Annotated in this window: 20 protein-coding genes; 12 read left to right on the top strand and 8 right to left on the bottom strand. The window is 45.0% G+C overall.

Annotated elements, in window-relative coordinates:
- Window positions 1–232 precede the first annotated feature (232 nt).
- The gene (locus MHN30_RS17675) at window positions 233–1,045 is read right to left on the bottom strand and encodes a helix-turn-helix transcriptional regulator (protein ID WP_239360596.1); all 813 of its coding nucleotides are present in this window, start codon (window positions 1,043–1,045) and stop codon (window positions 233–235) included.
- Between the two features lie 80 nt (window positions 1,046–1,125).
- On the opposite strand from MHN30_RS17675, the gene MHN30_RS17670 reads away from it, so the two are divergent.
- Window positions 1,126–2,298, top strand: coding sequence for an MFS transporter (locus MHN30_RS17670; protein ID WP_239360594.1), 1,173 nt, complete (start codon window positions 1,126–1,128; stop codon window positions 2,296–2,298).
- 34 nt (window positions 2,299–2,332) lie between these two features.
- On the opposite strand, the gene MHN30_RS17665 is transcribed toward MHN30_RS17670, so the two are convergent.
- A complete protein-coding gene (locus MHN30_RS17665; protein ID WP_010604302.1) occupies window positions 2,333–2,986 on the bottom strand; it encodes a S24 family peptidase in 654 nt (217 codons plus the stop codon).
- 282 nt (window positions 2,987–3,268) lie between these two features.
- Between MHN30_RS17665 and MHN30_RS17660 the strand changes: the two genes are divergently transcribed.
- Window positions 3,269–4,681, top strand: a complete 1,413-nt coding sequence (locus MHN30_RS17660; protein WP_239360592.1) for a glycosyl hydrolase family 18 protein — start codon at window positions 3,269–3,271, stop codon at window positions 4,679–4,681.
- A 325-nt stretch (window positions 4,682–5,006) separates the two neighbouring features.
- Here MHN30_RS17660 and MHN30_RS17655 read toward each other — a convergent pair whose 3' ends face one another.
- Together MHN30_RS17655 and MHN30_RS17650 are read right to left on the bottom strand one after the other, a co-directional pair.
- Entirely contained in the window at window positions 5,007–5,207 is a 201-nt protein-coding gene (locus MHN30_RS17655; protein WP_010604304.1) for a hypothetical protein, read from the bottom strand.
- A gap of 115 nt (window positions 5,208–5,322) precedes the next feature.
- Window positions 5,323–7,356, bottom strand: a complete 2,034-nt coding sequence (locus tag MHN30_RS17650; protein ID WP_239360600.1) for a glycoside hydrolase family 97 protein — start codon at window positions 7,354–7,356, stop codon at window positions 5,323–5,325.
- Window positions 7,357–7,557: 201 nt separating this feature from the next.
- Here MHN30_RS17650 and MHN30_RS17645 point away from each other — a divergent pair, with 201 nt between their 5' ends.
- Window positions 7,558–8,205 carry a methylamine utilization protein gene (locus tag MHN30_RS17645; protein WP_239360590.1) on the top strand — a complete coding sequence of 216 codons (648 nt, stop codon included), beginning with the start codon at window positions 7,558–7,560 and terminating at the stop codon, window positions 8,203–8,205.
- The gene (locus MHN30_RS17640; protein ID WP_239360588.1) at window positions 8,186–9,427 is read left to right on the top strand and encodes a hypothetical protein; all 1,242 of its coding nucleotides are present in this window, start codon (window positions 8,186–8,188) and stop codon (window positions 9,425–9,427) included. Before MHN30_RS17645 ends, MHN30_RS17640 begins: the two co-directional genes overlap by 20 nt.
- Before the next feature lie 50 nt (window positions 9,428–9,477).
- Here the strand turns inward: MHN30_RS17640 and sthA are convergent, their stop codons facing one another.
- Together sthA and MHN30_RS17630 are read right to left on the bottom strand one after the other, a co-directional pair.
- Window positions 9,478–10,914: a Si-specific NAD(P)(+) transhydrogenase gene (gene sthA, locus MHN30_RS17635; RefSeq protein ID WP_102055852.1), complete on the bottom strand. Its 1,437-nt coding sequence runs from the start codon at window positions 10,912–10,914 to the stop codon at window positions 9,478–9,480.
- A 35-nt stretch (window positions 10,915–10,949) separates the two neighbouring features.
- Window positions 10,950–12,077, bottom strand: coding sequence for a fatty acid desaturase (locus MHN30_RS17630; protein ID WP_010374369.1), 1,128 nt, complete (start codon window positions 12,075–12,077; stop codon window positions 10,950–10,952).
- A gap of 125 nt (window positions 12,078–12,202) precedes the next feature.
- On the opposite strand from MHN30_RS17630, the gene fabR reads away from it, so the two are divergent.
- The 6 genes from fabR to MHN30_RS17600 all read left to right on the top strand — a co-directional run bounded on the left by fabR (window position 12,203) and on the right by MHN30_RS17600 (window position 18,519).
- Window positions 12,203–12,826 (top strand): HTH-type transcriptional repressor FabR, encoded by a 624-nt coding sequence (gene fabR / locus MHN30_RS17625; RefSeq protein WP_010374371.1) that lies wholly within the window; start codon window positions 12,203–12,205, stop codon window positions 12,824–12,826.
- 376 nt (window positions 12,827–13,202) lie between these two features.
- Entirely contained in the window at window positions 13,203–14,750 is a 1,548-nt protein-coding gene (gene leuA, locus MHN30_RS17620) for a 2-isopropylmalate synthase (protein WP_239360586.1), read from the top strand.
- Window positions 14,747–15,823, top strand: coding sequence for a 3-isopropylmalate dehydrogenase (gene leuB, locus MHN30_RS17615; RefSeq protein WP_239360583.1), 1,077 nt, complete (start codon window positions 14,747–14,749; stop codon window positions 15,821–15,823). The genes leuA and leuB overlap by 4 nt, the downstream gene beginning before the upstream one ends.
- Window positions 15,824–15,838: 15 nt before the next feature.
- Window positions 15,839–17,242, top strand: coding sequence for a 3-isopropylmalate dehydratase large subunit (gene leuC, locus MHN30_RS17610; protein WP_239360580.1), 1,404 nt, complete (start codon window positions 15,839–15,841; stop codon window positions 17,240–17,242).
- Window positions 17,239–17,838 (top strand): 3-isopropylmalate dehydratase small subunit, encoded by a 600-nt coding sequence (gene leuD, locus MHN30_RS17605; protein ID WP_239360577.1) that lies wholly within the window; start codon window positions 17,239–17,241, stop codon window positions 17,836–17,838. Before leuC ends, leuD begins: the two co-directional genes overlap by 4 nt.
- A gap of 87 nt (window positions 17,839–17,925) precedes the next feature.
- Entirely contained in the window at window positions 17,926–18,519 is a 594-nt protein-coding gene (locus MHN30_RS17600; RefSeq protein ID WP_239360574.1) for a hypothetical protein, read from the top strand.
- A gap of 211 nt (window positions 18,520–18,730) precedes the next feature.
- On the opposite strand, the gene MHN30_RS17595 is transcribed toward MHN30_RS17600, so the two are convergent.
- Window positions 18,731–19,105 carry a hypothetical protein gene (locus MHN30_RS17595; RefSeq protein ID WP_039494777.1) on the bottom strand — a complete coding sequence of 125 codons (375 nt, stop codon included), beginning with the start codon at window positions 19,103–19,105 and terminating at the stop codon, window positions 18,731–18,733.
- A 54-nt stretch (window positions 19,106–19,159) separates the two neighbouring features.
- On the opposite strand from MHN30_RS17595, the gene MHN30_RS17590 reads away from it, so the two are divergent.
- On the top strand, window positions 19,160–19,600 hold the full coding sequence (locus MHN30_RS17590; protein ID WP_239360572.1) for a TerB family tellurite resistance protein: 441 nt from the start codon (window positions 19,160–19,162) through the stop codon (window positions 19,598–19,600).
- Between the two features lie 29 nt (window positions 19,601–19,629).
- Here the strand turns inward: MHN30_RS17590 and MHN30_RS17585 are convergent, their stop codons facing one another.
- On the bottom strand, window positions 19,630–20,142 hold the full coding sequence (locus MHN30_RS17585; RefSeq protein WP_099031307.1) for a sigma-70 family RNA polymerase sigma factor: 513 nt from the start codon (window positions 20,140–20,142) through the stop codon (window positions 19,630–19,632).
- Window positions 20,143–20,426: 284 nt separating this feature from the next.
- Here MHN30_RS17585 and MHN30_RS17580 point away from each other — a divergent pair, with 284 nt between their 5' ends.
- The gene (locus MHN30_RS17580) at window positions 20,427–20,630 is read left to right on the top strand and encodes an MbtH family protein (protein ID WP_099031308.1); all 204 of its coding nucleotides are present in this window, start codon (window positions 20,427–20,429) and stop codon (window positions 20,628–20,630) included.
- Window positions 20,631–20,760 lie beyond the last annotated feature (130 nt).

The raw sequence follows: 20,760 nt of genomic DNA, 5'->3' as shown, positions 1-20,760 counted from the left end.
TTTGCCAAGTCGATAGCAATTAAATTAGACTGTGTCATGTATGGACTCCTTATTTGGTAAAAGTGTTTTGCAATATCTTTATACCGTACTCTCCCGTTAAGGGGGAGGAGTCCATACATCTCCCACTCCCACCACAGTATAAGCACAGTGCAACATGCTGGGAGGCGGTTCACCCGCCGATTTGTGCATTTATAATATTTAGTGGGAAAGTATTTATTGATCCCAAATTACCTTACTTTTTAATGTACTGTCCCGGTGGTTTGCCAAAGACTTTTTTAAACGCATTGCTAAATGCGGCGGTAGATTCAAAACCCAAATATTCAGCTGCTTGTTGCTGAGAATATCCATCTTTCAACAGCTCAATTGCTTTGATAGCTCTTAATTTCTGGCGCCAATCACTGAACCCCATCATAAAGCATTTGTGGAATAAGCGGTTGAGTGTCCGGGTTGATGCACCGACTTGATCACTCCAGGCCTCCAAGCTTATTTTGCATCCTGGATTTGTATGTAGCTCGGTCACAATGGGTAAGATCCGAGCATCCTGTGCACTTGGAATAAAAAAGTGGCACGTTGTAGCCGACGTTAGCCTATCAATAAAGACCGTAATAAATCGCTCTGTTTTTTCATCTAAGTGGTATTCTTCCGGCCAAGTACAGATCTCCAGTATAAATTGCTTCAGTAGTTCATCTACCGCAATTAGCTTCGCTTTATTCCCTAGCAACTCGGTGTATTTATTGTCGATATAGACACTACGAAAATCTCCACCGTAGCGACAGTACGTCTCATGCGGAAGGCCCGGAGGTAGCCACAAAGCTTGGTCGGGAGGGATCACGAATGTGCCTTCAGGAGTTACAATTGTGATGACTCCATTGCTTGTATATGCAAGCTGCCCCCACTCATGTTGGTGCCGTTGAACATGCTCCCACTCCGCTTTTTTTACCGCTCTTGGCAGAATTGGTCGGCCAAGGGCTGGCTTTAAGAAGCGCTTATATTTGGGCTGAATACGCCAAGGAGAAGTTGTCTGTTTTGATAAAGAACTTGGCATAATTATGTATATCAGAAATTAACGTGTGGCCATATTATAGCCATAACTTTTTAATAGTTGTGCTTTATGTGGAGATAATCATGAAGAATGCTTCTCAAGGATGGCAAAGTCCTTTTAATTTCTTAGTGCTCGCTACCGTAGTTATGGCCGTTACGTTTGCAGGCTGGATGGCCATGCTCAATAACTTTGCGATCGAAGCCGCAAGCTTCAATGGCGCTAATATGGGAATGTTGCAATCCCTGCGTGAGATCCCCGGGTTTTTAGCGTTTACAGCGGTATTTGTTTTATTGGTGTTAAAGGAGCAAACCTTCGCACTGATCAGTTTATGTTTGCTGTCGCTTGGCGTCGCCATTACCGGCTTGTTACCTACTATTTATGGTTTGTATGCAACTACAGTGTTAATGTCGATAGGTTTTCACTATTTCGAGACGCTGAATCAATCTCTCAGTTTACAATGGTTCAATAAAGATGAGGCACCGGCCAAACTAGGTATCTTGCTCTCTATTAAATCCATCGCTTCTCTGATCACCTATGCGGTAATATGGCTGGGTTTTAGCTACTTCTCCGCAGACTATCAGTGGATGTATCTGCTTATTGGAGGGGTTGGCTTTATCATTGCGCTATTTATGTTTATCGGCTTTCCAACCTTTGAAATGCATACTACGCAGCATAAAAAGCTCATTTTGAGAAAAGAGTACAGCCTATATTACGCCTTGATTTTCTTCTCGGGCGCGAGAAGACAAATATTTATGGTGTTTGCGGGTTTCTTAATGGTGGAAAAATTTGGTTTTGATGTTGCACAGATCACCGCGCTTTATATGTTGAATCATTTGATAAACATATTTATCGCCCCCAAAATTGGTCAAATGATTGGGCATATTGGTGAGCGTAAAACACTGACAATCGAATATGTGGGACTCATTTTTGTATTTATTGGTTATGCATTGGTAGAGTCAGCAAGCTTTGCAGCAGCGCTTTATGTCATCGACCATCTGTTTTTTGCGATGGCCATTGCACTCAAAACTTATTTTCAAAAAATTGCTCGGCCAGAAGATATCGCAGCAACAGCTGGGGTTAGCTTTACTATTAACCATATTGCAGCAGTAGTGATCCCAGCAAGCTTTGGCTTAGTATGGTTATACGATCAATCCTTAGTGTTTTACTTTGGTGCTGCACTTGCGGTGTGCTCATTGGTGTTGAGTCAATTTGTGAATACAGCCAATGTGCAGGAAAAGCTGGCTAAATCCGTGTGATGCTCCAGCATCACACGAATAGTGACATTGCAGTTTAGATACTGCGACCACACCAAACAACACGCCCTGCAATGCCGTGACTGTCGGCATTATCAGCGGTGATCTCCCAGCTCGGGTAATCAGGGTTATCACTGATCACTTTGAGCTGAGAGTGCTTTTGTTGCACTCGCTTAGCCATGAGACCCTCTTCTGTTTGAATGATATAAACCGCATCTTTACTGGGTTGATTCTGTGAAAGGTCAACGAGTACCATGTCGCCGTCTAGCAACGTGGGCTGCATACTATCACCACGGATAGAGACAAAGGCGAGCTTCTCTGAATACACGCCAAGATGGGAGTTTAGCCAACGACGGTTGAGTGCAAACTGCTCGGTAACTTCTTCATGACCAATTACACTGCCCATACCTGCACTGGCCTCAATATCAAGTTTAGGTATGAGGGTAAGTTCATCTTTAAGCTGACCTTGTGGTTTATCTAAGGGTTGTTCACCGGTGAGTAACCAGTTCAGATCAACGGCAAATAGGCTATAAAGGTGCTCAAGATATATCATTGAAGGGCGACTTAAGCCGCGACAAATACGGTAAATATGGGAAGGGGATTTACCTGTTAACTGGGCAAATTGGCGCTTATTGCCGCCTGCAAATTGCTCGACTAAGGTTACAAATCGTCTTGAAAATGCCGTACTCATCTCTTAATTATTCTCTTTATAGCGCCTAAACCCGCAAGCATACTGAGCTAAGCCTTATCTGTACAGTCTCGCTGCACTAGTTGGACATTTTATAAACGAGCATAATCACGGATGAATAAATGACGTAAAGAGGAGAAGTATTTTCTATTTTCATTAGACTAAGGTCGTAGTGAGTTGCGTTGTACGAAATTTGTCCATGCTGGTAGGCTAAGAATCGCAAGTTAACATTTATTTAAACTCGGCACGACTTGCTTTAGCCGACATACAACATGGAAAAAGGTAATGAAATATACAAATTTATTAATTGCACTTCCGCTCTTGGGCGCGATGGAAGTTGCACTGGCGGTAGACTGTAGTAACTTAACGCAATGGCAATCACAGCAGGTATATACAGGTGGCGACGCAGTCACCTATCAGTCAGCTAAATACACCGCGAAATGGTGGACACAAAACCAAAACCCAGCGCAAAATTCCAATACTTATGATGTCTGGGAAGCCAATGGCAGTTGTGATCCTGTAACGCCATTGCCCCAAGTTTCGGTTACTTCCCCAAGCAGTAACGCTCGAGTGTTAGTGGGCTCATCAGTTAGCCTAGCGGCGGCGGTAAGCCATCCGCAAAACACAGCAATCGACAGTGTTGAATTCTATCTCGATGGCACGCTGGTCGCCTCTGACAACAGTGCACCTTATGAGGTGATGTGGCAAGCGCAGGGGCTAGGTAATCGCACATTAACTGTTTTTGCAACTGATGTGTCTGGGGCACGAGGTGAATCGAGTGCGGTGAACTTCAGTGTCGTGTCTGACGAGGTTCCTCCTGGCGATCCTAATTTTAAAATTGTCGGCTATTTCCCAAGTTGGCAAGGTGCAGTGAATGATATTCAGTTTGATAAACTCACCCATATCAATTACTCATTTATACTACCCAATGCAGATGGCACACTGAGACCGCTTGAAAATTTAAGCAAAATGACAGCGCTAGTAAATTCGGCTCACGCCAACAATGTAAAAGTGGGGATTGCCATTGGTGGCTGGAACGGGGGCGACGATAGTGCATTTGAGACATTCGCTAGTTCACAGCAAGGCAGAGCCCGTTTCGTGCAAGAGGTCATTGCGTTTGTAGAGCAGCATAATCTAGATGGCGTTGATATGGATTGGGAATATCCAGATCCCGGTGCTTCGGCAAATAACTATGCATTACTGATGAAGGAACTAAGCGTTGAGTTACGCGCCAGAGGTAAATTCTTGACGGCAGCTGTGGTGGCGCTTGGCTATACCGGTGGTGGCGTGTTGGAATCTGTATTCCAAGATATCGACTTTTTAAATTTGATGGCGTACGACGCGAACAATACTGATCATGCTTCTATGCAATACGCCAAAGACTCAATAGCTTACTGGCAAGGTCGTGGGCTCAGTAAAGAAAAAACCGTATTAGGCGTACCATTTTATGCAAGACCTACTTGGAAAGCGTATCGCACCTTACTACAAGAGAACCCTGCCAATGCCTGTCGCGATAGTGATGGTAGCAGCTACTACAATGGTATCCCGACGATCCGCGCAAAAACGCAGTACGCTAAGCTCAATGCCGGTGGCATTATGAATTGGGAGCTATCCCATGACAGTAATGGCCCTGCGTCGCTATTAACGGCGAAATGGGAAGTTGCTAATGGTGTAACACCAAGCTATCAATGTCAGTAAATTATTACTTAACCTGAGGTTTGGATAAGGAATGTTCCAACTCATTGTTGCTAAAGCACAACTTAGTTTTCTCCTTGTCTAGCCAGAGAGTTTTAGGGAAAACAAGGCGAATTTACGCACCAATAGCTGGCTATTGGAAGTGAATTCAACGCAGTTAGCGCTAAAACTGGCTGCTAGAAAGGCATTAATTATCCGCAGCTCAGGTTACTTATAACTCAGCTCGGCGGCGAGTGAAAGCTGGCTGTTGAGCATATAGAGAGTTCGACTGAGAAATAGGCTAACTACATATTTTTATAATATCTAGCCTATATATGGTGGGAAATGCTTATAAACAGCGCTCCATTACGCTGCAGGTAACAGCCGGTGAACTTGGACGTTGACACCAGTAATCGTTATTAGTCGTTTCGCACATAACGCCAGTTTCTGGTCCTCTGCCACCGGCTGCTTGCGGTGTGAGCTTTGCGGCTAGTTGACTTTGTTGATAGTCTAATTGTTTTAGTTTTTTCTTTGCTAGGGTAAGTTTCATATTATTTTCCTTTGAATTAAGAATGTCTTAATAGACTATTTCACCCTACTGCATAGTTTATTAAATGTACAGATCAAAGCGGTGACTATCCAGCTGTTGGGTAGTCACCTGATGTTTAAAGCGCTTTAAAACGAATAGCAACGCCGCCGCCGGCAGCCAGTTTTAATGTCAGCTTGTCGGCACTTGTTACCTTTTTACGGTAAATATTCATTTCATACGGGTTTTGTTTCCATTCGGCTTTATTACCGTCCGCGTAGATTTGCGCTTCAAAGGTTTTACCTGACTCAAGGAAATCTAAAGTAATAGGAATTTCTCTCGCTTCCTCATCAGTTACTGCGCCTAAGAACCAATCGTTACCACTATATTGTTTATGCTTGCGCTCCTTTCTGGCAAAGACAACATAATCACCCACTTCTCCTGCAAGTGCGATACTGTGTTCCCAGTCGGTTGGTACGTCTTTAATAAACTGAAAAGCATCTGGCTTTGCTAAGTAATTTTCTGGCAAATCGGCCGCCATTTGAATTGGACTATAAAGCACAACATAAAGCGCTAATTGTTTGGCGAGGGTGGTTTGTGGGCGGTTGGTTTTATCGCCAAGGCCGTTGAAGCCCATGTCAAAAATACCCGGAGTAAAGTCCATTGGGCCTGCTAACATGCGGGTAAAGGCAAGCATTGGCACATGCTCTGGTGGGTTTGGTGGCGTGCCCCATGCGTTGAACTCTTGTCCTCTAGCCCCTTCTCTCGCAATCCAGTTTGGATAGGTACGACGCAGGCCGGTATCTTTGATTGGTTCATGCGTGTTAATACTGATCTTGTGTTTAGCCGCGAGTTTGACGTTGTCTAAGTACTCATTTGCCATAAATTGACCGTCGTGCCATTCGAATCTGGCATTGCCCTTGGCATCAATGCGTTTGATGTTGCCGCCATCGGCTACGTAACCGGTTTTAACTTGGCGAACGCCTGCTTTTTCGTAGAGTGCGAAGGCCGCCTCCATTTGATTGCGATAGTTGCTGACGTTACCAGACGTCTCGTGATGACCAATTAGGCGTGCACCTACTTTTTCTCCGTGCTTTGCTATTTCGTCAATATTAAAGTCAGCATAGGCGTCGGTAAAGCTAAAGACATCACCGTTGAAGAACCAGTCGCCATCCCAGCCGATGTTCCAACCTTCAACCAACACGCCATCAAAGCCGTTGTCAGCGGCAAAGCTCAAATATTCTTTAGTGCGCGCCGTAGTGGCTCCATGTTTATCGCCGCTGCCCCAAGTATTTTTGTTGATGTGCATGCCCCACCAAATGCCGATGTATTTACCCGGCTCAACCCAAGATACATCACCGAGCTTATTTGGCTCGTTGAGGTTTAAAATAAGGTGAGAGTTCAACAAGTCGGTGGCTTCATCGCCTATTTGCAGGGTGCGCCAAGGTGTATTGAACTTACCATTGGTTTTTACTGCAACGCCATCTGACCAAGGTGTTAGATCAGCAACAAATGTTCCCGGGCGACGCTGGTTTAAGGTCATGCCCGCATAGTCAATTAGGGCCGCTTCATGCACACTGATATGAACCCCGTCTTGATTCTTTAAAGTAAATGGGGTGTGCACATGTGGGGCATCGTGCAGTGGTGTGGTGTTGTATACATATTCATAGCGATTCCAGCCACGAGCAGGGATCCACCACGCGGTACTTTTATCACTTTGTGCAAAGGCGAATTCGGTTAATTCTCTGGTGATATAAAGCGCTTGATTTTGAGCAACCTCATAGCGAAAGCCGACACCGTCATCAAATACTTTTACACGCACAGTATATTGCGGCGATTTGTCTGTCTGCTTAGCAAAGGTGACAGCAAGCTCATTGTGCTTATCTTGGATCACTCGGGCTTCTCCCCAAGGCTGTTGCCAACTGCTATCGACGCTATTACGCTGATGTGTGGTGATACTTAAGCCATCGCGCATCGATGCAGCTGTTGCGAAATCAAAACCAAGTTTAGACGGTTGAATAATGGTTTTGTCGTTAAAGCTGACTTGGTAGGTCGGCTGGCTATTATCATCACTCAAGGTAAAAGTGATTTTGCCATCTGGCGAACTCACAGCTAAAGATGCGGCAAAGCTCGTAGTCGTAAACAAGCTTAATCCGATCAGGGAAAGTGACATGGGGCGCATAGTTTTTCCTTCTTGTTGTCGGCACGAAAATTCGTGTTCTTTTGCACATCAGCTAAGCTTACTGTTGTATGCTAACGTTCACGTAAAAGTTGCATACGTATTCATGCTGTAAATGCGATGAATGTAATAATTATTCCGCTCGGTCTAGTGTAGACAAGCTAAGAAAAATAATAAGGATAGGTTGAACTGCTTATGCTAAACCTAACAATTTTTGGGCGTATTGCTGTTGTGATGGCAATGCTACAAGCCGGTCTAGTCAATGCCCTTGAAGTGCAAATAGTCGATGCTGATAAACAGCCACTCGCGAATGCCGCGGTGTGGTTGCAAGGAGCTGGCTTTGATAACAAAAGAACGACGCTAGATTATAAAATGGAGCAAAAGGACAAAGCGTTTGTGCCACATATTTTGATGGTGCAAGCAGGCACCCAAGTCTCGTTTCCAAATTTAGATCCCATTCTCCATCACGTCTATTCGTTCTCTGCTGCAAAGCCATTCGAGCTTAAGCTGTATCGCGATGACCCGAAACAAGTATTATTTGATCAAACCGGTGTGGTTGAGCTTGGCTGCAATATTCACGATTGGATGCTGGGTTATATCGTGGTTGTAGATAGCCCATTATTTGCGGTAACGGATAGCAGCGGCAAAGTATCAATCGACCTAGGTGCTCAGCAAGCCAGCGCACTAAAGCTGAATGTATGGCATGAAAGATTTGAAAATATAGACAAAATAGAACAGCATCCGCTCTCTGCTGTGAACAACACTCAAGCAATTACCTATCAAATTAAGCAAACGTTGGTTGCTCCACTTCAGGATTTCTCCGATGGCTTCGATGATTACTAAGCTAAGCGCCGCTTTGGCATTATTCGCCATAGGGCAAGCAGGTGCCGTTGAGATTTCTGGACAAGGGCAACTGCAAACGACCTGGCAGCATGATGATAATCGTAAAGCTTGGTATCAGCCTGGGTGGGGCGTTACGCGTTTTGGGAAAGGGGAGTCAGACATTACGCTTAGTCGAGGAGCTATTGATTGGCGCGTAGATTTTGCTAGCGCTTGGTCTTTGCACGGGGTAACACAGTATGTGCCAGACCCAGATGACAAGCTTGGTTTTACAGAACTGTATTTGCAATATCGAACACTACCCAAAAATGGTCGCCGTTTTATTATGCGAGCTGGTGGCTTTTATCCGAAGTTTTCTATTGAGAACCCAGATATTGGTTGGTCGTCACCCTATACATACCAGTATTCGGCTATCAACGCTTGGATAGGTGAGGAAGTGCGGGTATTTGGCAGTGAAGTCGCGATTGAGCAGCCGCAAACGCGTCGTAGCCGAGGTCAGGGATTCAAAGGTGTGTTTGGTGTTTTTAAGGGGAATGATCCGGCTGGCACTTTACTCGCATGGCGAGGCTTTACCGTGCATGATAGGCAGTCGGTGTTTAACGAAAGTCTCCCCTTTGCTGCGGTAGAGTCGTTGAGCACACCGCAGTTACAACATCAAGCACAGCATGTTGAACCGTTTTCTGAAGTAGATGGCCGATTTGGTTATTATGTTGGGTATCATCGCGACTTTTCAAACCGTAGTGAGATCAATGTCTATTGGTACGATAATAATGGCGATCCAAGTAAGATCAATTACCGAACTGGGCAGTATGCGTGGGACACTAAATTTATTAGTGCAGCTTGGCGTTACAAGTTAACACCGCAGACCCATATACTCGCACAAGGCATGCTGGGTAATACCGCCATGGGTGTCAATCGCGGCGTTGATAATGACTTTAATAGTTGGTTTTTGCTACTCACACATCAGCGCGATGAGTGGCGCTTTTCCATGCGGGGGGAACAGTTCAAAGTCATCGATAAAGATGATTGGCAGTTCGACCCAAACCAAAGTGATGGTCATGCACTGACCGCTACAGTGAAGTATCAAATTAATAGCAATTGGCTGGTGGGCGGTGAGTTTTTGAGTCTGACAACCACAGTTGCAAATCGCGAGGCCTTTAACGGCAAGCCTAAGCAAAGCGATAATGTGTGGCGACTCAGCGCGGAGTATCGTTTTAATTTATAACAATAAGCGTGACGCCCAAGGTGTCACGCTTATTCATGCCATACGATGTGCTAATCCAGCAGACGATTAATGCCGTTTAATGCTGCAACGCGATAGGCTTCGGCCATTGTTGGGTAGTTAAAGGTCGTATTGATAAAGTACTCGATATTATTACCCGTTCCTTTTTGTTCCATAATGGCTTGGCCGATATGAATGATCTCGGATGCACGTTCACCAAAGCAGTGAATACCTAATATCTCTTTGGTTTCTGCATGGAATAAAATTTTCAAGCTACCGACTTCAGTGCCGGTGATCTGTGCACGAGCCAAATGTTTAAACTGGGCGCGGCCCACCTCATAGGGAATGCGCGCAGCGGTAAGCTCTTGCTCAGTTTTACCAACAGAGCTCATTTCTGGAATGGTGTAAATGCCGGTTGGGATATCGGTTATCAAACGATCATCACAGGCACCATGCACAATTGCATTGGCCGCAATACGCCCTTGATCGAACGCTGCACTGGCTAGGCTTGGATAGCCAATCACATCTCCTACTGCGAAAATATTATCTACTTCAGTTTGGTAGTGTTCGTTGACTTTAAGCTGGCCGCGGCTATCAGCCTTTAGACCTACGCTTGCAAGGTTGAGTGTTTCGGTATTACCGGAGCGGCCATTGGCCCATAAAATGCAGTCAGCACGTACTTTTTTGCCAGACTGTAGATGCACAATAACCCCTTTGTCATGGGTCTCTACTTTCGCAAACTCTTCGTTATGGCGAATAACAATACCATTATTCCAAAAATGGTAACTGAGTGCGTCAGAGATCTCGGCATCCATAAAGGCCAATAAGCGGTCGCGGGTGTTGATGAGGTCTACCTTTGCGCCCAGTCCTTTAAAGATTGAGGCATATTCACAGCCTATGACCCCCGCGCCGTATATCAATACGCGCTGAGGATTATGCTCAAGGCTTAAAATAGTGTCGCTGTCGTAGACGCGAGGGTGGTTAAAATCAACGCCTGGTGGGCGGTATGGGCGCGAGCCTGTGGCTATTACAATGGTTTTAGCGGTGAGTAACTCTTGCGAACCATCTTGGTGAATGACTTGTACTGTATGCGCGTCAACAAAGCTGGCATCGCCTTGAAATAAGTGAATGCGGTTACGACCATAAAAGCTAGAACGCAATGTTGACTGTTTTGAGATCACATCACTGGCATGGTGCAAAATATCTTGAAAGGTATGGCGCTGCGGGCGCTCAGTAAAACGATAAAGTGGATTCGCTTTATACTCAATTAAACGACTGACAGAATGGCGAAGCGCTTTTGAGGGAATGGTGCCCCAGTGAACGCAGCCACCGCCAACCGCATGTTGGCGTTCGATAACCGCGACTTTTTTACCACTTTTAGAGAGGTTCATGGCGGCGCCTTCGCCGCCAGGTCCGGTGCCTATAATAATGGCATCGTATTGATAGGATTGTGGAACAGTTTCGGTTTTTTCTGCAGCTTTTTTGCTCACGGCCTCACCCCTTTAGTTATTGAGGCCGCTGAACATTATGCCGTTTTCAGTAGCCTCGAATTTAGTGCAATCCAAGCTTGTTTTTGGCTTTCCCAAGCTTGTTCTAGCTCTTTATATTGTTGCATCAGTGCGGAATGTTCGCACTGTGCAAGTACTGCTTCTTTCTTCGCTTCGAGTACCTGTTTTTGCACAGTACAGTAGTTTTGAAGCTTTTTAAGAAGTAAATCATACTCTTGTTGTAACAATGTAAGCTTATCTTGCGCCAAAGGCAATTTTGCGAGACTGACTTTAGTCTTATTCAACAAGGTCTCCGCCTTGGCTTTTTCAATGCGTTCAACCGGAGTGCGTTTTAGCTTACTGGCAAGGCCTAGTGCTGCAAAAGTACGGATCAGCCATTTAGTTGGGTCATAGTGATACCAGCGAATGCCATTACGGTAGTCGCTGGCAAAAATATGATGAAAGTTATGGTAGCCTTCACCATAAGTGAATAAAGCTAGCAAACCATTGTCTCGCGCGGTATTTTTTTCGGTATAAGGACGACTACCCCAAATGTGCGCCAGTGAATTGATAAAGAAAGTAAAATGTTGACTGAGTACGAGTCTGAGTACACCCGCAAGTAACAACATGCCAAACACATTACCGAGTAATAAACCTAGCACTAACGGGATGCCGATATTCGTAAGTAACACCAATTTCATATAGTGCTTGTGTTGCCACATCACAATAGGGTTACGTTGTAAGTCTCTGGCGTTATTATAATCACCGTAAGTCTCGCCTTGATAATCTCTCAGCATCCAACCGATATGGCTATACCAGAAGCCTCGTGTTGCGGCGTACGGATCTTTTACTGGGTCGTCGACTTGGCCGTGGTGCACACGGTGATCGCTACTCCAATGTAATATACTGTTTTGTAACGCGAATGCGCCACCCAACGCAAAAATAACTTGAATCACAGGATGGGCGTCATAGGCTTTATGCGCCCATAAGCGGTGATACCCAGCGGTGATCGACAGACCGGCGTAAAACATACAGGCAACAAAAGCTACCCAATGGCTGGTGGTATAGCCGTATTCAAAGCCATACCAAGGCACCAAAGTGATCGCAGCTAAAAACGATAAGCTAAAGAACAGCACATTGGTCCATAAAATGGGTGGTTTTTTCATCAATTAATCTCAAAATTTAATTTCAGCGTACAACTGTACGCTAAAATAGTATTTCATTCTTGCTGCGTCAAGGTTTAGACTGCGGTTTATTGTTCTTATTTTTCGAAGCGAATTGGGGAAAGTCCATGGCTGGTGTACGCGCCCAACAAAAACAGAAGACCCGTCAAGCGCTTATCGAAGCGGCATTTAATCAACTAAGTGCTGAGCATAGTTTCTCGAATTTAAGCCTGCGTGAAGTCGCACGAGAGGCGGGTATCGCACCTACTTCGTTTTATCGTCATTTTAAGGATATGAACGAGCTCGGGCTGACTATGGTAGATGAAGCGGGTTTAACCTTGCGACAATTAATGCGCCAAGCAAGACGTCGCATCGCTAAAGGTGGTAGCGTGATTAATACTTCTGTGCACACCTTCATGGAATTTATTGAGCAGTCGAGCAACCAGTTTCGTTTATTACTGCGTGAACGTTCGGGTACGTCACCTGCGTTTCGTGCCGCCGTGGCTAGAGAAATCAAACATTTTATCTTAGAGCTTGCTCATTACCTTGAAACAGAAACGGGAGTAGATACCCATCACGCCCACATGCAAGCTGAAGCAATGGTCACCTTGGTATTTAGCTCTGGTGCTGAGGCTTTGGATCAAGACCCCCCTCAACGCGCTGAACTGACCGAGCGTTTGAAGTGGCAGTTGCGGTATATCGCAAAAGGTGCCTCTGGTTATGCAAAACATCCAGAACCAATAAAAAAATAGCCTAAATTGGCTATTTTTTTATTGGTAATTAAAATTCAAAATTACCCTGCTCACTTCATATCCTATCTGTGCTCACTCCTATTCTTGAAATATATTTTCTAAAGTTGGCATTTTTTTAATTTAAATTACCAATAAATTGAGGTTTAAACTCTATTTTTGGGATAATTTATGCTTGATTGTCACTTTTGAAGCATGTTAAAACATAACCAATTCATCAACAGGAACACTTAGCTCAATGAAAATGACTGCGCGTATTTCACTCCTTCTTAACCTCCTACTGGTAAACCAGAGGGGTGGGGTGTAATTGCGCGAATTGAGCGACATTTACTGTAGACACCCCGCACTTGCGGGGTTTTTTTTGGCTGAGGATAAGGGTATGCAAGATAAAGTCTGGATTTTTGATACAACATTAAGGGACGGTGAGCAGGCGTTAAAAGCCAGCTTAACAGAAGAAGATAAAATACAACTGGCGCATACCATTAGTCGTCTCAATGTGGATGTTATGGAAGTGGGTTTTCCAGTATCAAGTCCGGCTGATTTTCGTGCGGTACAACGCATTGCTGCTGAGGTAAAAGGTCCAGCGATTTGTGGCCTTGCGCGTGCGGTTAGTAAAGATATCGACGCGTGTGGTGAAGCCCTTAAAGGCGCTGAACAGCGCCGCATTCACACCTTTATCGCAACCAGCCCTCTGCACCTAGAACATAAGTTAAGAATGAGTCTAGATGATGCGACTAACATGGCGATTAAGGCCATTACTCAAGCCAGAAAGTACACTGATGATGTTGAGTTTTCATGTGAAGACGCCGGCCGTACGCCTCACTCTGATCTGTGTCGTATTGTTGAAGCGGCGATTAATGCCGGTGCATCTACGATTAACTTGCCTGATACCGTAGGTTACGTCACACCAGACGAGTATGCAGCGATGATTTATCATATTCGAAATAATGTACCTAACATCGACAAAGCCAGACTAAGTGTCCATTGTCACAATGATTTAGGACTTGCGGTGGCAAATTCAATCGCGGCGGTACAAGCCGGTGCAAGACAAGTCGAATGTACCATCAATGGTATTGGTGAGCGCGCTGGTAACTGCTCACTAGAAGAAGTGGCGATGATCATGAAGATGCGCCAAGACCACCTAAAAGTGCACACCGATATTCGTAGCGAAGAGATTTATCGCGCGTCGCGCCAAGTTGCTAAAATCTGCAATATGCCGGTGCAGCCAAACAAGGCAATTGTAGGTGAAAATGCCTTTGCACATAGCTCGGGTATTCACCAAGACGGCGTCTTAAAAGCACAAAACACCTATGAAATCATGGCACCAGAAACCGTGGGTGTGCCGAGTAACCAGTTAAATATGACTTCACGCTCTGGTCGACATGTTATCGAGCATCGTCTTACCGAGCTTGGCTATCAGAAATCGGATTATGATATGGATAGCCTGTATGAAAGCTTCTTGGCGTTAGCCGATCAAAAGGGAACGGTTTACGACTATGACCTTGAAGCGATGATTTATTTCAACCAAATCAAAGATAAAGACGAGCGCTACCAATTACAGTTCGTCAATGCATCTTCTAACTCTCAATCCATCGCGAGCGCGACCGTGGGGATTGCCTTGAATGGTGAGCTTAAGCAAGAAGCGGCAACCGGCAACGGTCCTGTAGAAGCTGCGTTTTTAGCTATCGAGCGTATTACTGGCATGGCGGTGGAAGTGGTGGAATATAACCTTGATGCGACGGGTAAGGGGGCAAGCTCACTGGGCCAAGTCGATATTATTGCCAAATTTGATGGTAAGCAATATCACGGTGTGGGACTTGCAGCCGACATTGTTGAAGCGTCAGTGAGAGCCATGATCCGAGTATATAACCTAATTGATAGAGCACAAAAAGTGTCTAGCCTAAAACAACAAAGGAAAGCAGGATGAGTCAAGTAAACTACAAAATCGCAGTACTAGCTGGAGATGGAATTGGTCCAGAAGTGATGCAAGCCGCTGAGCTGGTATTAGATAAAGTGGCGACTAAGTTCAACTTTGCTTTAGAAAAATCACCACAAGCGATTGGTGGTGCGGCCATAGATCAATTTGGCGAAGCCTTACCCGCAGCGACATTGGCCGCGTGTGAGGCCGCTGATGCGATTCTGTTTGGCTCTGTGGGTGGGCCTAAGTGGGAGCACTTACCACCAAATGAGCAACCAGAGCGGGCATCCTTATTACCGCTTAGAAAGCACTTTCAGCTATTTTGTAATCTGCGTCCTGCGCAGCTATTGCCCGCATTGAGCGCCGCCTCTCCACTACGCAGTGACATTAGCCAGCAAGGTTTTGATATTTTATGCGTCCGTGAGCTTACTGGCGGGATTTATTTTGGCGAGAAAGGTCGCCAAGGTGAGGGCGAAAGCGAGTCGGCGTTTGATACGCAAACCTATTCGCGTAAAGAAATCGAACGCATCGCCCGTTTTGCTTTTGATGCGGCGAGACTTAGAAGCAATCATGTGACGTCTGTAGATAAAGCCAACGTGCTGGCAACCAGTGTACTGTGGCGTGAAGTGGTCAATGAAGTCGCAAAAGAATACCCAGATGTGACGCTTGATCACATCTATATCGACAACGCTGCGATGCAGTTGGTAAAGCAACCAAGCCAGTTTGATGTGCTACTGTGCGACAACCTGTTCGGTGACATCCTTTCTGATGAATGTGCAATGATCACGGGTTCCATGGGGTTATTACCATCGGCAAGTCTAAACCAATCGGGCTTTGGCTTATATGAGCCAGCGGGCGGCTCAGCACCAGATATCGCCGGTAAAGGGGTGGCAAACCCAATCGCACAAATCTTAAGTGCCGCGCTGATGCTACGTTATTCATTGGGGCAGGATGAAGCGGCACGCGCAATTGAAAAGGCAGTAGCAGAGGCGGTGAAAGATGGTGTAGGTACACCGGATATCTATCCTCAAGCAGGATTTACTACTATGGATGTCGCGCAAGCGATCGTCGACAGGGTTTAATAAAGGTAAGAGCAAGTGGCAAAAACATTATACGATAAAATTTGGCAATCCCATGTGGTTGCTAAATTAAACGAGCAAACCGATCTCTTGTACATTGACCGTCATCTAGTACACGAAGTCACTTCACCGCAGGCATTTGCGGGCTTAAGAGAGCAGAATCGTCCGGTAAGATGTCCAGAAAAAACCTTTGCGACAATGGATCATAATGTCTCGACCAAGAGCCGTTCGATTGATGCTGCCAGTGAGGTGAGCAAAAACCAGCTACAAGCGTTGGCACAAAACTGTGAAGAGTTCGGCATTGTACTTTACGATTTGAATTCGATTAACCAAGGTATAGTGCACGTAATGGGACCTGAGCAAGGGATCACTTTGCCAGGTACAACGATTGTATGTGGCGATAGCCATACCTCAACGCATGGTGCATTTGGTGCGCTGGCTCACGGTATTGGTACATCAGAGGTTGAACATGTGCTGGCCACGCAAACATTGCAGCAGAAAAAAGCCAAATCGTTAAAAATTCAGGTGAATGGCATCTTGCGTCCGACCGTGACTGCAAAAGACTTGATCCTCGCTGTGATTGGGCAATTAGGCACAGCTGGTGGCACTGGCTATGTGGCTGAGTTTTGTGGGACGGGGATCGAAGCGCTGTCGATGGAAGCGCGGATGACGCTCTGTAATATGAGTATTGAAATGGGGGCGAAAGCTGGCTTGATCGCACCTGACGAGAAAACCTTTGCGTATTTACGTGGTCGCCCATTTGCACCTCAAGGCGAAGACTTTGATGCTGCGGTGCGCTATTGGCAAACCTTGCATAGCGACCCGGATGCTGAATTTGATCGTGTCGTGAAGCTGGATGCTGATAGTGTGCAACCTCAAGTAACCTGGGGGACAAGTCCAGAGCAAGTCATTGGTATTAATGACTTAGTACCTAACCCTGACGATGAACCTAATTTAGTCAAAGCAGATGCGATGCGCGGCGCGCTGAAATATATGGGCCTCACAGCAGGGCAAAGGCTAAGTGATGCCAAAGTTGACACCGTATTTATTGGCTCTTGCACTAATAGCCGTATTGAAGATTTGCGTGCCGCGGCACAAGTGGTGGTGGGCAAGCACGTAGCGGCAGGCGTTGAAGCGCTAATCGTCCCGGGATCTGGATTAGTAAAACAGCAAGCCGAACAAGAAGGCTTAGCCGATATTTTCAAAGCTGCGGGATTTGAGTGGCGTGAACCGGGCTGCTCTATGTGCTTGGCGATGAACGATGATCGTCTTGGCGCAGAAAAACGCTGTGCATCGACCTCAAATCGGAACTTTGAAGGGCGCCAAGGGCGAGGTGGTCGTACGCATTTGGTGAGTCCCGCAATGGCAGCGGCGGCAGCAATTGCAGGTCACTTTACTGATATTCGAGGAGAGGCGTCATGAGCGTGTTTCATCAAGGCCTAGTTGCGCCATTAGACAAAAACAATGTTGATACAGACCAAATTATTCCCAAGCAGTTTTTAACTTCAACCAGCCGCGATGGGTTTGATAAAGCGCTGTTTTATGATTGGCGTTATCTTGAAGATGGCCAGCCAGATCCGAACTTTGTGCTTAATTATCGACAATATCAGGGCGCGTCAATCTTGTTAACGCGTGACAACTTTGGTTGTGGTTCGTCTCGTGAGCATGCTCCTTGGGCGTTAAAACAATATGGTTTTACCGTGATCTTGGCCGAGAGCTTTGCCGATATCTTTTTTAACAATTGTGGTAATAACCAAATGCTTTGCATTGCGTTGCCAGCCAGCACGTTAGATACGCTTTTCGACGCATGTGAGCAACAACCACAAGTGCATTTGAGTATTGACCTAGAAGCACAGCAGATAAGCGGATCGGGTATTACGCCAATTGACTTTGAGGTGCGAGAAGACATCAAAGCACGCCTCTTGAGTGGCCTTGATTTTATCGGTGAGACCGAATTATTAAATGCCCAAATTGATGCTTTTGAGCAGCAGCTTGCTACGATAAGACCTTGGCAATAATAGCGGTTTACTCAATTTGGTCGAATAATTTTGCCACAAAGCCAGAAGCTGATTAAGCTCTGGCTTTATTTGTTTTAGGTGTCTCCAATGAAAAAATTAACTTTCGCGCTACTTACAACGTTGAGCTGCGCAGCCCTCGCGCGTCCTGCCCCGCTGGTTTCCATCCCAAGCCATGATGCATTTTTTGACGCTATTAAAGCGCATTGTGGTAAAGCCTACGAAGGTAAAGTAACGGTGGATAATCAAGGTCCAAGCAGTTTTAGCGATGCGCGTCTTGTGATGCACGTTCGTAAATGTGGTGACGCTGAGCTTCAAGTCCCATTTCATGTAGGAAAAGATGCTTCAAGAACTTGGATCATCACCAAAACAGGGAGTGGTTTGAGCTTAAAGCATGATCACCGTCATGAAGATGGCAGCGACGATGTTTCTACTATGTATGGTGGTCATACCCTAGATGCGGGATTTAATACCGTGCAGTCGTTCCCGGCTGATGAATACTCAAAACAGTTATTTGTCCAGCAAGGGATCCCACAATCAGTCGGAAATACATGGCAGATGTATATCTATCCAGAGCAGTTTACCTATCGTTTAGTGCGTGAAGGGCGAGAGTTCCGAGTGGACTTTGATTTAACAAAACCGGTAACCGCACCAGCAGCACCTTGGGGATACGATACCAATTGAATTAATTCTCTAATCAATTTGAAGGGTGAAATAGCATATTAGCTTCGTTAAAAATTTCTCATTTAGAATAACTAAATAGCAAAATTTTTGCCTAGCTACTAAAACTATTTCCCCGCTTCAAAATAGATCATTTACTTAATACAACTGGTATAAAGACTAAACCCCGAGCGGGTAACGAAAACAAATTTGTAGCGCTAATAAAAATGTGTGGCTATTTGGCCACACATTTTACGTCTACTGTTAAGTCATTTTGGTAAGGTCTTGGCTCTAATGGCATCTTATCAAAGCCTTGGACGCCTCCGAGTAATGTCAATTGTGGGTTACTGCCTTGGCATAAGCGTTTGGCATGGCGCAGCAAAAATACGCTTTGTTGCCTAAAATGCGCATAACTATCTGGCTTAATTGCCAGTCGAAAGTGGTCATCGTTATACGTGGTTTGCTCATAATGTACTTTGTGGTCAAAGTCATAGAGCTTTTCAGGTTCGCCTCGTGGAACCGGTGTATATTGGCATGCCGAGAGCAGTGTTGCACCTACGACTAGGGAACTTAGCTTTAATGAATTTAGTCTCAATGATAACTTACGCATAACTGTCCTTTTAGTCTGCTACATTTACAGTATATCACATGGGAGATTAGTCACTTGCTTAACCAACTTAAAAAACTATTTCAAAGCTTGAAGGAGTCGTCACCGAAACAAGAAATCGACTTTAATACCGCGCTTGCTGCGTTGCTGGTTGAAGTGATGCGAGCGGACGGCAAACTACAACAGTCGGAGTTCGATAAAATTGCGGAGCTACTCAAAACTCGTTGTGAATTGCCTGAACCACAAGTGAGTGCACTGATAACGCAAGCACAGCAATTGGTGGAACAGGCGGTAGATATGTATTCTTTTGCCAAGCAAGTGAATAATCACACTAGCGACATTGAGCGCATTGAGGTCATTGAACTACTGTGGCACGTTGCTTATGCAGATGACGAACTCGACAGCCACGAGGACTACATCATTCGGAAAATAGCCGGGCTGTTTTATGTTGCCCATGCCGATTTTATCGCAGCAAAGCTTCGCGCACAGCCAGAGTGATCGGTGCGCTGTTTTATACTAATCAATCGCTAATGGCTAACTAACTCCGTTTGGCAGCTACTGATAGCTTCTTTGATCATAAAGTTGACTAAGGTAGGAGAGATTTTATAAAGGTTGGCTATTTCTTTCTGTTTAAGTCTCCCATGACGATAAAAAGAAAGAATGTTTTGATGGCGGCGAGATAGCTTTCCAATTGTATCGTTGATCTTTCCACTCAGCTGCTCACTCTCATATTTAGATTCAACATCTATTTGGTGGTCAGTCAGTTGTTCAAAATGACTGGCCTCAATATCAACTAAATTTTCACGATTGAACTTTCTCAACATATCGATAGCGATATTTCGTGCAACTTGATAGCAAAAACTAGTTGCATTTTTGACGGCTTCATTCTGGCTTGTGGACATGCCAGCTAACCGAATATAGGTATCTTGCAAGGCATCTTCAGCTAAATACGGACAGCGTAAAATACTGGATAGGTATACAAGTAATTTTGACTCGTTTTCAGAAATAACACGCGACCACTTAACCGCAAATTGAGACACAGCTACTTACTCCTTAAGCATTTCAAAAATAACAACAACGCAAATGATAATAATTATCAGTTATTCTATTTTTTATAAAGGAGGGCTGTCAAGTGCAAAGTTTACTTTTTGTGTTTTATTTTTTTCTTATGATTAACAAAAGTGTTGGTTTTGGGGATTTAACCATCAACGAAACTGCAATGCTGAGCGTCTGGATTTAATTTTGAGTGAAATAAAACTAAATAATTTTGCAGTTGAGGCGTCATTGCTAGCAACTTCGTTTATTTACAGTCTGGGTAAAAGTTATGAGCTTTGATAATGAAAATAGCACATTTAAAGTATTGATTAATCATGAAGAACAATACTCTCTTTGGCCAAGTTATAAATCAATTCCTGGGGGATGGCGTGAAGTAGGCTGTGAAGGAGACAAGCAGACTTGTCTTGATTATATCAATCAACATTGGACTGATATGAGACCACTGAGCTTACGTCAAGCTTTAACAAGCTGATTGCCCTAATTACCTGTTATCCATTTAGTATCGATGATTTTGTAATTTTTATGTTGCAATAGATCGGCCTATTTATCCGATTTTTCGTTAGCAGGCGTTAGAACGTGGCTGGATACCATTCAAACGTCGG

It is taken from the genome of Pseudoalteromonas sp. OF7H-1, assembly GCF_022347825.1.
Classification (GTDB): Bacteria; Pseudomonadota; Gammaproteobacteria; order Enterobacterales; family Alteromonadaceae; genus Pseudoalteromonas; species Pseudoalteromonas maricaloris.
The sequence above is the reverse complement of the archived record's forward strand: the minus strand, read 5'-3'. Positions and strand labels throughout refer to the sequence as shown.

Excerpts from the sequence above, each read along its gene's own strand:
- leuA (WP_239360586.1), top strand. The coding sequence starts at position 13,203 with ATGCAAGATAAAGTCTGGATTTTTGATACAACATTAAGGGACGGTGAG.
- MHN30_RS17670 (WP_239360594.1), top strand. The coding sequence starts at position 1,126 with ATGAAGAATGCTTCTCAAGGATGGCAAAGTCCTTTTAATTTCTTAGTG.
- MHN30_RS17675 (WP_239360596.1), bottom strand. The coding sequence starts at position 1,045 with ATGCCAAGTTCTTTATCAAAACAGACAACTTCTCCTTGGCGTATTCAG.
- MHN30_RS17600 (WP_239360574.1), top strand. The coding sequence starts at position 17,926 with ATGAAAAAATTAACTTTCGCGCTACTTACAACGTTGAGCTGCGCAGCC.
- MHN30_RS17640 (WP_239360588.1), top strand. The coding sequence starts at position 8,186 with ATGGCTTCGATGATTACTAAGCTAAGCGCCGCTTTGGCATTATTCGCC.
- MHN30_RS17595 (WP_039494777.1), bottom strand. The coding sequence starts at position 19,105 with ATGCGTAAGTTATCATTGAGACTAAATTCATTAAAGCTAAGTTCCCTA.
- MHN30_RS17655 (WP_010604304.1), bottom strand. The coding sequence starts at position 5,207 with ATGAAACTTACCCTAGCAAAGAAAAAACTAAAACAATTAGACTATCAA.
- MHN30_RS17650 (WP_239360600.1), bottom strand. The coding sequence starts at position 7,356 with ATGTCACTTTCCCTGATCGGATTAAGCTTGTTTACGACTACGAGCTTT.
- fabR (WP_010374371.1), top strand. The coding sequence starts at position 12,203 with ATGGCTGGTGTACGCGCCCAACAAAAACAGAAGACCCGTCAAGCGCTT.
- MHN30_RS17630 (WP_010374369.1), bottom strand. The coding sequence starts at position 12,077 with ATGAAAAAACCACCCATTTTATGGACCAATGTGCTGTTCTTTAGCTTA.
- MHN30_RS17660 (WP_239360592.1), top strand. The coding sequence starts at position 3,269 with ATGAAATATACAAATTTATTAATTGCACTTCCGCTCTTGGGCGCGATG.
- leuB (WP_239360583.1), top strand. The coding sequence starts at position 14,747 with ATGAGTCAAGTAAACTACAAAATCGCAGTACTAGCTGGAGATGGAATT.
- MHN30_RS17665 (WP_010604302.1), bottom strand. The coding sequence starts at position 2,986 with ATGAGTACGGCATTTTCAAGACGATTTGTAACCTTAGTCGAGCAATTT.
- leuD (WP_239360577.1), top strand. The coding sequence starts at position 17,239 with ATGAGCGTGTTTCATCAAGGCCTAGTTGCGCCATTAGACAAAAACAAT.
- MHN30_RS17580 (WP_099031308.1), top strand. The coding sequence starts at position 20,427 with ATGAGCTTTGATAATGAAAATAGCACATTTAAAGTATTGATTAATCAT.
- MHN30_RS17645 (WP_239360590.1), top strand. The coding sequence starts at position 7,558 with ATGCTAAACCTAACAATTTTTGGGCGTATTGCTGTTGTGATGGCAATG.